Origin of the sequence: Pseudolabrys taiwanensis, assembly GCF_003367395.1 — a bacterium.
Classification (GTDB): Bacteria; Pseudomonadota; Alphaproteobacteria; order Rhizobiales; family Xanthobacteraceae; genus Pseudolabrys; species Pseudolabrys taiwanensis.
On sequence record NZ_CP031417.1, the window covers coordinates 2,505,845 to 2,518,189 of the forward strand.

Annotated in this window: 9 protein-coding genes; 3 read left to right on the forward strand and 6 right to left on the reverse strand. The window is 63.9% G+C overall.

Annotated features, from left to right (window positions below):
- Positions 1 to 20: 20 nt before the first annotated feature.
- The 5 genes from DW352_RS12055 to DW352_RS12075 all read right to left on the reverse strand — a co-directional run bounded on the left by DW352_RS12055 (position 21) and on the right by DW352_RS12075 (position 6,677).
- The gene (locus DW352_RS12055) at positions 21 to 1,817 is read right to left on the reverse strand and encodes a methyl-accepting chemotaxis protein (RefSeq protein WP_115691546.1); all 1,797 of its coding nucleotides are present in this window, start codon (positions 1,815 to 1,817) and stop codon (positions 21 to 23) included.
- A 408-nt stretch (positions 1,818 to 2,225) separates the two neighbouring features.
- Positions 2,226 to 4,031 carry a methyl-accepting chemotaxis protein gene (locus DW352_RS12060; RefSeq protein WP_115691547.1) on the reverse strand — a complete coding sequence of 602 codons (1,806 nt, stop codon included), beginning with the start codon at positions 4,029 to 4,031 and terminating at the stop codon, positions 2,226 to 2,228.
- 92 nt (positions 4,032 to 4,123) lie between these two features.
- Positions 4,124 to 4,663 (reverse strand): chemotaxis protein CheW, encoded by a 540-nt coding sequence (locus tag DW352_RS12065; RefSeq protein WP_115691548.1) that lies wholly within the window; start codon positions 4,661 to 4,663, stop codon positions 4,124 to 4,126.
- 349 nt (positions 4,664 to 5,012) lie between these two features.
- Positions 5,013 to 5,387 carry a gamma-butyrobetaine hydroxylase family protein gene (locus DW352_RS12070; protein WP_115691549.1) on the reverse strand — a complete coding sequence of 125 codons (375 nt, stop codon included), beginning with the start codon at positions 5,385 to 5,387 and terminating at the stop codon, positions 5,013 to 5,015.
- A 27-nt stretch (positions 5,388 to 5,414) separates the two neighbouring features.
- Complete coding sequence (locus DW352_RS12075; RefSeq protein ID WP_115691550.1) at positions 5,415 to 6,677, reverse strand: NAD(P)/FAD-dependent oxidoreductase; 1,263 nt, start codon at positions 6,675 to 6,677, stop codon at positions 5,415 to 5,417.
- A 535-nt stretch (positions 6,678 to 7,212) separates the two neighbouring features.
- Here DW352_RS12075 and DW352_RS12080 point away from each other — a divergent pair.
- The 3 genes from DW352_RS12080 to DW352_RS12090 all read left to right on the forward strand — a co-directional run bounded on the left by DW352_RS12080 (position 7,213) and on the right by DW352_RS12090 (position 10,628).
- Positions 7,213 to 7,629 (forward strand): Hsp20/alpha crystallin family protein, encoded by a 417-nt coding sequence (locus DW352_RS12080; RefSeq protein ID WP_115691552.1) that lies wholly within the window; start codon positions 7,213 to 7,215, stop codon positions 7,627 to 7,629.
- A 103-nt stretch (positions 7,630 to 7,732) separates the two neighbouring features.
- On the forward strand, positions 7,733 to 10,075 hold the full coding sequence (gene lon / locus DW352_RS12085) for an endopeptidase La (protein WP_115694379.1): 2,343 nt from the start codon (positions 7,733 to 7,735) through the stop codon (positions 10,073 to 10,075).
- 193 nt (positions 10,076 to 10,268) lie between these two features.
- Positions 10,269 to 10,628 (forward strand): BA14K family protein, encoded by a 360-nt coding sequence (locus DW352_RS12090; RefSeq protein WP_115691554.1) that lies wholly within the window; start codon positions 10,269 to 10,271, stop codon positions 10,626 to 10,628.
- Between the two features lie 74 nt (positions 10,629 to 10,702).
- Here the strand turns inward: DW352_RS12090 and DW352_RS12095 are convergent, their stop codons facing one another.
- Positions 10,703 to 12,307, reverse strand: a complete 1,605-nt coding sequence (locus tag DW352_RS12095) for an ABC transporter substrate-binding protein (RefSeq protein ID WP_115691556.1) — start codon at positions 12,305 to 12,307, stop codon at positions 10,703 to 10,705.
- Between the last annotated feature and the right edge of the window lie 38 nt (positions 12,308 to 12,345).

A 12,345-nucleotide genomic window follows, 5' to 3' on the forward strand; every position in this document is an offset into this window, starting at 1 on the left:
AGCTTTCAAGCGATCACGCCTTAGAAGTCTTTCCACTCGGCATCGGTGTCGACCGCGGTGGCGAGCGCCGTCTGCATGCGTCCGGCCGGACGGCGGGCCACACGCGCGGCCGGCTTGCGCATCGGCACCGGCTTCGCCTCGGCCACCACCGGCTCGGCGCGCAGCTCGGGCTGAGCACGGACCTCGGGCTCCGCACGCTTGGCCGACGGCATCGGCCGCGCCGCCTCGTCGATCTTGAAGAACGACACCTGCTCGTCCATCGACTGCGCCTGCGTCTCGAGCGCCTTGGCGGTCGCCGCGTTCTCCTCGACGAGCGCGGCGTTCTGCTGCGTCACCTCATCCATCTGCAGCAGCGCCTTGTTGATCTGCTCGAGGCCGGTCGCCTGCTCGTTGCTGGCGGTGGCGATATCCGCGACCAGCGAAGCGACGTCCTTGACCGAGTCGACGATCTTCTTGAGCGCCTCGCCGGCGTGGTTCACCAATTCGACGCCCTCTTCCACCTGGCCGTTCGAGTTGGTGATGAGCTCCTTGATGTCCTTGGCCGCCTGTGACGAGCGCTGCGCGAGACTGCGCACTTCCGACGCGACCACGGCAAAGCCGCGGCCCGCTTCGCCCGCGCGGGCGGCTTCGACGGCCGCGTTCAACGCCAGCAGGTTGGTCTGGCGCGCGATCTCGTCGATGACGCCGATGATGTCGGAGATCTTGCGCGAGGAGTCCTCGATCTTGGCCATGGCGTTCACCGCTTTGGCCACGACCTGACCGCCTTCATTGGCGACTTCGCGGGCTTGCGCCGCCGAGCGGTTCGCCTGCTCGGCATTCTCGGCGCTGCGCTTCACCGTGGCGGAAATCTCTTCCATCGCCGCAGTGGTTTCCTCGAGCGAGGCCGCTTGTTCTTCCGTGCGCTGCGACAGATCGGTGGTCGACGTCGTGATCTCCGTCGAGGCGCTGTTCACCTCCATCGCCGAGAACTTGATTTCCGCGATGGTGTCGCGCACGCGCGTCGCCATGGCGCTAACCGCGTTCGCGATCTGACCGACCTCGTCCTTGCGGCCGGTGCCCTCCACCTTGACGTTGAAGTTGCCTCCGGCGAGTTCGTGGATCGGCTTGGTCAGGGCGATGAGCGGCTTGGCGATCGACAAGGCGCCGAACACGGCCGAGCCGATCATGATCGCCGCGGCCAGCAGGCCCACGATCCAGACCAGACGCGCGCCGTTGGCCATCTTCTCCTGTGTCTCGGTGACGGCCAACTGTGCATTCTTGCTCACGATCGCCGTGAGTTCATCCGACAAGGTGACGAACTGCTTCGCCAGCGGCAGGAGCTTTTCACGCTCCAAACGCAACACGTTCTGCACGAGGTCGGAAATCTGGGAATCAGCGAACCCAGTGGCCTGGGCGTCCATGATCTTGATCTTGAACTGCTCGATCTGCTTGGCGGCCGCCGTATATTCTTCGGTCGCGGCATACATCTTGTCGAGGCGAGCCCGGTTGTCGGGCTTGAAGACGATCTTCTTGAGGCCGTCGATCGAGCCGATGACCGTCGCGCGGGCCTTGGTCACGTCGTCCGACGCCTGCTTCAGCGGCCCCGCCACCGTTGCAAGCCGAACATCGCGCACCGCGATTTGCAGCTGGCTGAAGGCGTACTTGCCTTCGATCGTGCTCTGCACGATGTCCTGCCGGCGATTGACCTCGTCGGCGGCTTCGCTCGCTGTCGTGTTGTTCATCGCTTGAATGGCCAGCATGGCAATGACGAGCAGGACGCCAATGCCCGACATAACGGCCAGCTTCACGCCGATGCGGATGTTCGACAGACGTAGCATTTCTTATTCCTTCCCTAGAAAGCCAAGGTCATCGGCCGCCGCTCGTGTTTGCGCGCGCATTTCGCACTTCGAACGCGCAACGCGGAACCGGCGACGCCACGGCAACAGGCCACGCTCCGCGACAGCGGTCGTCAAATCGCAGACGTTAAGCGCCAACCGGGCGACGGCATTTTCGCCCATGGATTCGAATGCTCGTTGGGCCACCCCAGCGTGCGGGGCAGCAGTAAGAACAGTTTACGTGCCACGCAAAAATGCCGGTATCGGCTTGCCGTTCCGTTAATCAGCACGGCGCTTGTTATGAAACAAACTTGTTGGGAAAGAATAACAATCTATCTTATCTGCAATAGCAGATGTGAAACGCCGAATGGCAGCCGTCGCAACACGACGACGGCTGCCATTTTCATTACGTCAAAAATCCTTCCATTCCGTTTCAGCATCGAGCGCCGTCGCCAAGGCGGTTTGCATCCGCCCGACCGGATGGCGAGCCGCGCGCGGCCGGCGTTGAGCACTCGTCCCCGCGGCAGGCCGTGCACCCCGCGATCCGACCTCGGCCTTCTCGCGCTGCTCCTGCGCCGGCGCCGCAGCGGAGGCCGTCTTCGTCCGCACCGCACTCGCCGCCTCGTCGATCTTGAAGAACGCGACCTGCTCGTCCATCGACTGCGCTTGTGTCTCCAGCGCCTTGGCGGTGGCCGCATTCTCCTCGACGAGCGCGGCATTCTGCTGCGTGACCTCGTCCATCTGCATCAGCGCCTTGTTGATCTGCTCGAGCCCGGTGGCCTGTTCGGTCGAGGCCATGGCGATATCCGACACGAGCGCAGCAACCTGCTGCACCGAGTTGACGATCTTGCCCAGCGCCTCACCCGCGTGGTTCACCAGCTCGACGCCCTCTTGCACCTGACCGTTCGAGTTGGTGATGAGCTCCTTGATATCCTTCGCCGCCTGCGACGAGCGCTGCGCAAGCCCACGGACCTCGGTCGCCACTACGGCGAAGCCGCGGCCGGCTTCACCGGCCCGCGCCGCTTCGACTGCGGCATTGAGCGCGAGCAAGTTGGTCTGCCGCGCGATCTCGTCGATGACGCCAATGATGTCGGAGATCTTGCGTGACGAGTCCTCGATCTTCGCCATCGCGCTGACGGCCTTAGCCACAACCTCGCCGCCTTGGTCGGCAACTTCGCGCGCTTGCGCCGCCGAGCGGTTGGCCTGGTCGGCATTCTCGGCGCTCTTCTTCACAGCGGCGGAGATTTCCTCCATCGCCGCCGTCGTTTCTTCCAGAGAGGCCGCCTGCTCTTCGGTGCGCTGCGACAGGTCAGTGGTCGACGTCGAGATTTCGCCCGAGGCGTTGTTGACCTCCATCGCCGATTGTTTGATCTCGGAGATCGTATCGCGCACTCGCGTCGCCATTTCGCCTACGGCCGCCGCGATCCGGCCGACCTCGTCCTTGCGGCCAGCACCGTCCACCTTGACGTTGAAATTGCCGCCGGCGAGTTCGTTGATCGGCTTCAACAGCGCGACCAGCGGACGCGCGATCGAGACCGAGCCGAAGACTGCCGAGCCAGCCAGCGCCAGCATGACAACGATGGCAATCACCAACGCCAACTGCTCGGCGGCGCTCATCGCGTTCGCTGCGGCTTCCCTTTCCCGCGCAAGCAGACTCTTGGCGACGTCAATGATCTTCTCGGATAAAGCATCCATTTCATCGCTGACTACAGCACCGGCCGCGATATCGCTGGCTATCTTATCACTCGCCGATTTTGTGCGTTCCGCCACATCACTACCGCCCTTTTCTTCTATCGCAAGGAGATCCTTCTTCGCCGCCGCGGCCTTGACTGCATCAGCATAGTAGGCACTCGCTAAGTGTGCTATCTTTTGGGCACGCTCCCTGTTCTCAGGAACGCGGAGCATGCCAGCGGCAGTCTCCACATGTTGGGCGACCGCATTATTACGTGCTTCCACAAGCTTGAGGGCCTTTTCGACCTGCGGGACGGATCGCGCGAGCGCGATATCACGCATGCCGATACGCATGCCGCGCAACCCGCTCTCGATGTTGACCACATTCTCCACGATCGTGTGCTGAACATCGACCATGCTGCTCGACGCGCGGATCGCGCTATTGCTTGTCATCTGGCTATAGATCATCGCCCCGACAAGCAGGATAGCGAGTCCCGACATGATCATCAGCTTGGTGCCGATTCGGATATTCGAGAGTCGAAACATGATTTCCCCCTTGATTTATTTGGCTATACGCAAGCGCGCGCCGCCCCCACGCGAGGCACGTCAGTCGCAGCAACAGACTGAAGACAGACCGCCTAGGCCGCCACAGATTTCGCAGCGTCCAGGTCTTTAGATTCCTCGCCCAAATGACCGGCCAATAGATTCGGCAGGTCTATCAGGGCAATCATTCCCGCTTCGGTGGTGATGAGACCGGATAGGAAGCCCGCGCGTCCCGATTGCGCGACACGCGGCACCGGTTTGATCTCGGCCTCGTCGAGCGAGACGATGTCGAGCACTCGATCGGCCAAAAGGCCAATTGCCTTCTCGGCGATCTGCACGATTATGACGATATGAAGCGGACTTGCTTTCGTCAGGCCCTGCCCAAAACGGCAACGTAGATCGACGATGGGGACGATTGCGCCGCGCAGGTTCAAAACGCCCCGCACGTACTCCGACTGGCCCGGCAATGGCGTGATGTCGGTCCAGCCTTTGATCTCTCGGACCGCCATGATGTCGACGCCGTACTGGTCGCCGCCAATGGCGAAGCTAATCAGTTGCAGCGCGGCACCGTCTTGGTCCGCGATGGAAATTTCCGAATTGCCGGTCTGGCTCGCGCCATGGCTCGGCACTGTCATTGCCCTGGTATTCATAGTCTAATCCCGGCGACTGATGATTACTGACGGACACATCAGAACGCGCGCAGTGTGCGCGCGTCGCGCTGAGATGAAGTAAACCGGCCGCGACTATTTCGATGAACTGGGATGGCTATTTCGACCAATGCGGAAGCGCAACAAGACGGATTGTTGGCGACGAATATGCATCGGCATTAAAATTCGCGGTCTTTCGAACCAAACCGCGGCAGCGTCGTACCGGGAATGAGAAGAGCGCCAGCCCCATGTCGGCTTCCGAACGGAAGCCCGCCCGTCCGTCGCTCGCACGATAATCCGCAAGTCGTTAACAGCGGAAGTCAGCGATGAACGCTGCTCAATGGCGCGACGGCTCACGCGACAGGTTCTTGGCCGCCAACTCGTCGAGATAGTCCTGCCAATACGTGGCGCGGTTGCGGCCGAGTTCGGCGAGATAATCCCAGCCGTAGATGCCGGTCGAGTGCATGTCGTCGAACACCAAGCGCACCGCGTAGTTGCCGACCTGCAGCACTTCGAGAATCGCGACGTCGCGCTTGCCGGGCACGGTCTTGCGCTCATCCGGAGAATGGCCCTGCACTTCGGCGCTCGGACTCTTCACGCGCAGATATTCCGCCGGCAGGTCGAAGCTCTCACCGCCGTCAAAGGTGACCGTCAGCGTCTTGCGGTCCTTGTGCAGCCGCAGTTCGGTCGGCCAGACTTGACTGTCAGTCATGAGCGCAGATCCTTAACGGCAAAGGCCTCACAAGGCGCCCGCCGCCTTCTCGCGCGGCGGCTCGATGGTCGCGAGCCGTGCCTTGAAGTCGAAGCTCATGTCGGCCGCTTCTTCCGGCGTCACGCTCGCGCCCGCGGCGAGCAGCCGCCGGCCGAACATGTGATCGGCGGCGCGGTTGACGGATTCGATGCCGAGCAGCTTGTCGCCTTTGAAGCAGAAGACGGAGAAGGCGCGATCGGCGATGCTGCCGCGAATGGCGGTGCGGTCACAGCCGCCGGTCAGGCCGACCATTTGCAGCTTGAGATCGCGCTGATCGCTCCAAAACCACGGCACGGCGCAATACTCGGCCGGCTTTCCCGTGAGCCGATGCGCGACGCACCGTCCCTGGTCGACCGCGTTCTGCACCGACTCCAACCGGATCACCTGTCCGGTCCAGCGGTCGGGGAACGAAGCACAGTCCCCGATCGCGGAGATCTTCGGGTCGCTCGCTTCGAGCCGCGCGTTGACCGAGATGCCGTTGGCTACCGTCAGGCCGGCCTCGGCCGCGAGCTCGGCCACCGGCTCGATGCCGATGCCGACAAGCACCAGATCGGCCGGCACTTTGCGCCCGTCGCTCAGGACGACACCGCTGACGTGGCCGTTGCTGCCCTCGATCCCCTGCATGCGCGCGTTGAGCAGAAGCTCGACGCCGAAGGCGGCGTGCGCGCCGGCGAAGAACTCGGACATCGTCGGCGTCACGGCGCGGCTCATGACGCGCGCCAGGGCCTCCACGACATAGACCTTCTTGCCGAACTTGCTCGCCACCGCCGCCAATTCCAGGCCGATGAAGCCCGCACCGGCGATGACGATGGTGTTGGCCGCGGCGAAGCGCGCCTTCATGGCGTCCGCTTCGGCGAGCGTGCGCAGATACATGACGCCGTCGAGGTCCGCGCCCGGGACCGGCAGCTTGCGGTTACGCGCGCCGGTCGCGAAGACGAGATGGTCGTAGGCGATCGCGGTACCGGACGCCAAGGTGACCTTGGACGCCTGCCGGTCCACGGACGCGACGCGACTGCCCGTCAGAACCTCGATCGCGTGCTTTTCGTAATAGTTTTGCGGCCGCAGCAGCAGGCGCTCGGCCGTCGTGTCGCCCAGGAGATACGCCTTCGACAAAGGCGGGCGCTGATAAGGGAGCTGTGGCTCATCGCCGATGATGGTGATCGGCTCTTGATAGCCATATTCGCGCAACGAGGCTGCGACCTGATAGCCGCCCTGCCCCGCTCCGATAATGACGGTGCCCGGTGACGGCATCAGTCGAAATTACCCAAGCTGTTCAAAGGACCAGCTGGTCTTATTCGGTTTGGAACCCCTTGTCACGCAAGCGGGAGCTGCGGCTACCGGCTGGCCAGCACTTTGGCCCGGCGGCGGCCGGTCCCAGCCGGGATCGGCGCATCGGCGATGGCCGGTACGAGGCTGACATCCGCAGCGCAACAGCTCTGCGCCTTGCGCGGAGGCAGGGAGATGCGGCGTCCGCCCGGAAGCTCCACATAACGGCGAACCGTCGGCCCGTCGCTTTCCAAGACGTACTTGGCTCCAACAGGGAAATGGGTCGGGAGACGGGTCGATTTGGGCATATCCGGGCCTTTGTTGATGCGATCCCGCACTAACAATGCGGCGCGCCGGTGAACCGTTCGTGCAACGACAGACTTGTACCCGCAATCCACCGGGCCTCATCGCTATTTAGTTACCGCGCCGCCAGCGGGCCGGTCTGCGCTGGAACCGGATAAGCCCCTGCCCTCATTGAATTCCGTCCGCGCGCTATCAAATGAAGGCGGAAAGGTGATCAATGTCAGATTTCCCGAACAGATGGATGTGGTCGGAGGCCTGCGAAATGCTGGCGCGCGCTGAGCGCCTGCATAACTCGTTCTTCAGGCCGGCCCGGTCCGCCTCGCGGCTACCCGCCTGGGAACCGCCGGTGGACATGCTCGAAACCGAGCATGAGGTGCTGGTCCTGATGGCCTTGCCGGGCGTCGATGCCGAAAGGGTCGAGGCCGCGATCGACAATGACGATCTGGTCGTTGCCGGCAGCCGCGAGCTGCCTGCTGCGCTCCGCACCGCCATCATCCATCGGCTCGAGCTGCCGCAAGGCCGTTTCGAGCGGCGCGTCCGCCTCCCGGCGGGCCGCTACACCGGCGTCCACAGGAGCACGGTGAACGGATGTCTCCTGATCACGCTGCAGAAAGCGGGGTCCTACCGTGGCTGAAACTGAAAACTTGCGTTCAACAGAACAAGGCGCCAGCGCGTCCGGCCGAGAGCCCGGCAACGCTCGCCAAGAACAGAATTTCCCGCCGTTGCCGGCCGACGCGATGATCATCGTGCCGGTGCGCAGCTTCGTGCTCTTTCCGGGCATGGTGATGCCGGTGACCGTCGGCCGCTCGAAATCGATCGCGGCCGCGCAACAGGCCGTGCGCGAGCAGCGCCCGGTCGGCATCCTCAAGCAGCGCGACGCGGATGTGAACGATCCGACGGGGCTCGACATGCACCGCATGGGCACCGTCGCCAATGTCGTGCGCTACATCACCGCGCCGGACGGCAGCAATCATCTCGTCTGCCAGGGCGAGCAGCGCTTCCAGGTGCTCGAATTCCTGACCGGCTGGCCGTTCCTGGTTGCGCGCGTGCTGCGCATTCCGGAGCCGACCACCCGCACGCCGGAGATCGAGGCACACTTCCTGCACTTGCGCGGGCAGGCGCTGGAGGCGCTCGAATTGATGCCGCAGGCGCCGCAGGAGCTGACGTCGGCGATCCAGGGCATTGAACAGCCCGGGGCGCTGGCCGACCTCGCTGTCGCCTACATGGACGTCAAGCCCGACGAGAAGCAGGAAGTGCTCGAGACGATCGACGTCACGGCGCGCATCGACAAGGTGTCGCGCATGCTGGCGCAGCGCCTCGAGGTGTTGCGGCTGTCGGCGGAGATCGGCAAGCAGACCAAGGCCGCGCTCGACGAACGTCAGCGCGAGGTGCTGCTGCGCGAGCAGATGGCCGCCATCCAGAAGCAGCTCGGTGAAGGCGAAGAGGGCAAGGCCGCGGAATTGGCCGAGCTCGAGAAGAAGATCGCCGAAGCCGGCATGCCGAAGGACGTCGAGGATCAGGCGCGCAAGGAATTGCGCCGCTTGCAGCGCATGCCGGAATCGCAAGGCGAGTACGGCATGGTCCGCACCTACCTCGATTGGCTGATCGAGCTGCCGTGGAAGCTGCCCGAGGAAACGCCGATCGACATCAAGGAAGCCCGGCGTGTTCTCGATGCGGATCACTATGGCCTGGAGAAGATCAAGACGCGGATCATCGAGTTCCTGGCGGTGCGCAAGCTCGCGCCGCAAGGCAAGGCTCCGATCCTGTGCTTCGTCGGCCCTCCCGGCGTCGGCAAGACGTCGCTCGGGCAGTCGATCGCGCGCGCCATGAACCGCAAGTTCGTGCGCGTGTCGCTCGGCGGCGTGCACGACGAGGCGGAGATCCGCGGCCACCGGCGCACCTATATCGGTTCGCTGCCCGGCAACATCATCCAGGGCATCCGCAAGGCGGGCACCCGCAACTGCGTGATGATGCTGGACGAGATCGACAAGCTGGGTGCCGGCGTCCATGGCGATCCGTCGGCGGCGATGCTGGAGGTGCTCGATCCGGAGCAGAACAACACGTTCCGGGACAACTATCTCGGCGTGCCGTTCGATCTGTCGCGCGTGGTGTTCATCGCCACGGCGAACATGCTCGACACTATTCCGGGCCCGTTGCGCGACCGTATGGAGATCATCAGCCTCGCCGGTTACACCGACACGGAGAAGCTGCAGATCGCCTCGCGCTACCTGGTCAAGCGCCAGATGGATGCGAACGGCGTGAAGGATGGCCAGGTCGAGATCACCGATGCGGCTTTGCGTGAGATCATCCATCACTACACGCGCGAAGCCGGCGTGCGTAACCTCGAGCGCGAGATCGGCAAGGTCCTGCGCAACGCGGCCGTGCGTCTTGCCGAAGGCTCGGCGGAGAACGTCCGGGTCGACCTCGGCGATCTCGCGGCGATCCTCGGCCAGCGCCGGTTCGAGAGCGAAGTCGCCATGCGCACGAGCGTGCCGGGTGTCGCGACCGGACTGGCCTGGACGCCGGTCGGCGGCGACATCCTCTTCATCGAGGCGACGCGCGTGCATGGCGGCGGCAGGCTGATCCTCACCGGTCAGCTCGGCGATGTGATGAAGGAGAGCGCACAAGCCGCGCTGTCCATCGTCAAGAACCGCGCCGTCCTGCTCGGCATCGATCCGGATCGGTTCGAGAAGTCGGACATCCACGTCCACGTCCCGGCGGGAGCGATCCCCAAGGACGGGCCGAGCGCGGGCGTCGCCATGTTCATGGCGCTGACCTCGCTGATGACCGATCGCACGATCCGCAGCGACACCGCCATGACCGGCGAGATCTCGCTGCGCGGGCTGGTGCTGCCGGTCGGCGGCATCAAGGAGAAGGTGATCGCGGCCGCGGCCGCGGGTCTCAAGCGGGTGATGTTGCCGGCGCGTAACAAGCGCGACTACGACGACATTCCCGAGGAGGTCCGCCAGCAGCTCGAGTTCGTCTGGCTCGAGCGGGTCGAGGAAGCGGTTGCCGCGGCACTCGAACCGCGGGTCGACGCTCCCGCTTCGGGCGACGCGCCGGCTACGGCGCTGGCCTGATCGAAACGCGCCTGAAACAAGAACGGCCGCGCCTCAAAAAGGGCGCGGCCGTCGCTTTTTCACACGCCTGCTTTGGCTTCGATGCCCATCGCGTTGCCCGTCTTTGTTCCAACTTCCGCCCTGTTGCGGAACGACAGTGCAACGTCAAACGTTGCCCCACACGAGGGCGAACACGAACTTCCGGAGAATTCACATGACGCGCAAATTGGCCATTGCTGTATTTGCTATCGCCGCCGCGGCAACGGTCGCGGTCGCTCCTGCGCAGGCGCAACGCTGGCATGGACACGGCGGCTGGCACGGACACGGCGGGTGGCATCGAGGCGGCGGCTGGGGCTGGGGTGCCGGCGCGGGCTTTGCCGCCGGTGCGTTGCTCGGCGGCGCTCTCGCAGCCTCGCCGCGCTACTACTATAGCGAACCGGGTTATGCCTACGGTCCGGGCCCCGCCTATGTCGATGATGACTCGGTCGCGTACTGCTCGCAGCGCTATCGCTCGTACGATCCGGCGTCAGGCACGTTCCTCGGTTATGACGGCCTGCGCCACCCCTGCCCGTAATAACGCACGCAATGCCTCAACATGCGATGTGCCGCCTTATCGGGCGGCACATCGACGTTTTCAGGCGTAAAGGGTCAGCGCTTCACTGACATGTTCCAATAGAACTGGACCGGCGAGACGATCGCCCCTTCCACGTTCTTACGATACGCGATCGGCAGATAGAACTCGCCGAGAAACGCTTCCGCGCCGATCGCCCACATACGCTCCTGAATCTGCGCTGCGATCTTCTTGCGCTCGTCGAGATTGGACTCGCGGACGAACTTGTTGCGTAGGTCTTCCAGCGCCTTGTCGTCGGCCCAGCCGAACCATCCGTTCACGGGGTCGCCGGAATAGGCGATGTGGGCCGGGCTGCTCAGATCGACCCCGGCCCAGAAGGTGTGGAACATGTTCCATCCGGTGCGCTCGGCGCGCTTCTCCGTCATCTCCGCCCACGTCGTGTTGAGCAGCTGCACCTTCATACCCAGCGCGCGCAATTTCTCCGCTGTGACGCGGTTGAAGGCGGCGATGACCGGAATATCGGTCGCGTTGAGGATGACCACGGGCGTGCCGTCATAACCGGCCGCCACCAGTGCCTTCTTGGCCGCCTCCATCGATCCGTTCTTGATGAAGTCGCTGCCCGTCTCCGAGGCCAGCGGCGACTTGCACGGGAACACCGAGAAGCACGTGTTCCAGAATCGCTGCGGTCCGATCGCGGCGGTCATGTAATCGCGCTGGTTCATCGCCATCATCACCGCGCGCCTGATCTCGGCCTTATCGAAGGGCGGCTGCGTGTGATTGAAGCGCGCCATGCCGACGAACGGGTCGGGCCCGGTCTTGCCGACGATGATGTTGCGATTTCGCTCGAGCCGGTCGACCAGACGCGGACTGACCTCCTCGAGATAGTCGACACGGCCGGCTAGCAAGGCATCGACGGCCGCGCGCTGGTTCGGCATCTTGATCCACTCGACGCGGTCGACCTTGGCAAGCTTGCCGCCGGCCGCCAGAGACGGCGGCTCGTCGCGCGGCACATAGTCTTTATTCTTGAGATACACCGCCTTGTCGCCGGCGACGAACTCGTCCTGTTTGAAGATGAACGGCCCGGAGCCGATATTCTCGCTGATCGGCTTGGTCGGATCAGTCTCGGCGGCGCGCTTCGGCAGCATGAACGGCACGTAGGACGAGATCTGCGCGAGTGACTCGAGCACGTAGCCGTAAGGCGCCTTCAGCTTCATGGAAAAGGTCTTGTCATCGACCACCGATAGCTCGGTGATGAACTCGAATAGCTCCTGGCCGACACCCGAGCGCAACGTCCATCGCTTCAGCGAGGAGACGCAGTCATCGGCAGTGACCGGCTTGCCGTCGTGCCATTTCAGACCGTCACGCAGCTTGAACGTCCAAGTAAGACCATCCGGCGATGTCGTCCACGAGTCCACCATCTGCGGCCGCACCTTGCCTTCGGCGTCGTAGGCAAACAGCGTGTCGTAGATCATGTAACCGTGATTGCGGGTGATATAGATCGAGGTCCAGGTCGGATCGAGGACGACAAGATTGGCGTGCGGCACGACCCGCAGCACCGAGGGGGCTGCCGTTGACGGCGCGGCTTGCGCGGCGGGCTTCGGCGCCTGCGCGGCCGCAAGCGAGGCGGCAAGCGCCACGCCCATCGCCGCCAGGAAACACAGGTATCGTCGCAAATGACGCATGGCTCTACACCCCGCGCAACAGGATTCCGTGCCGGAAC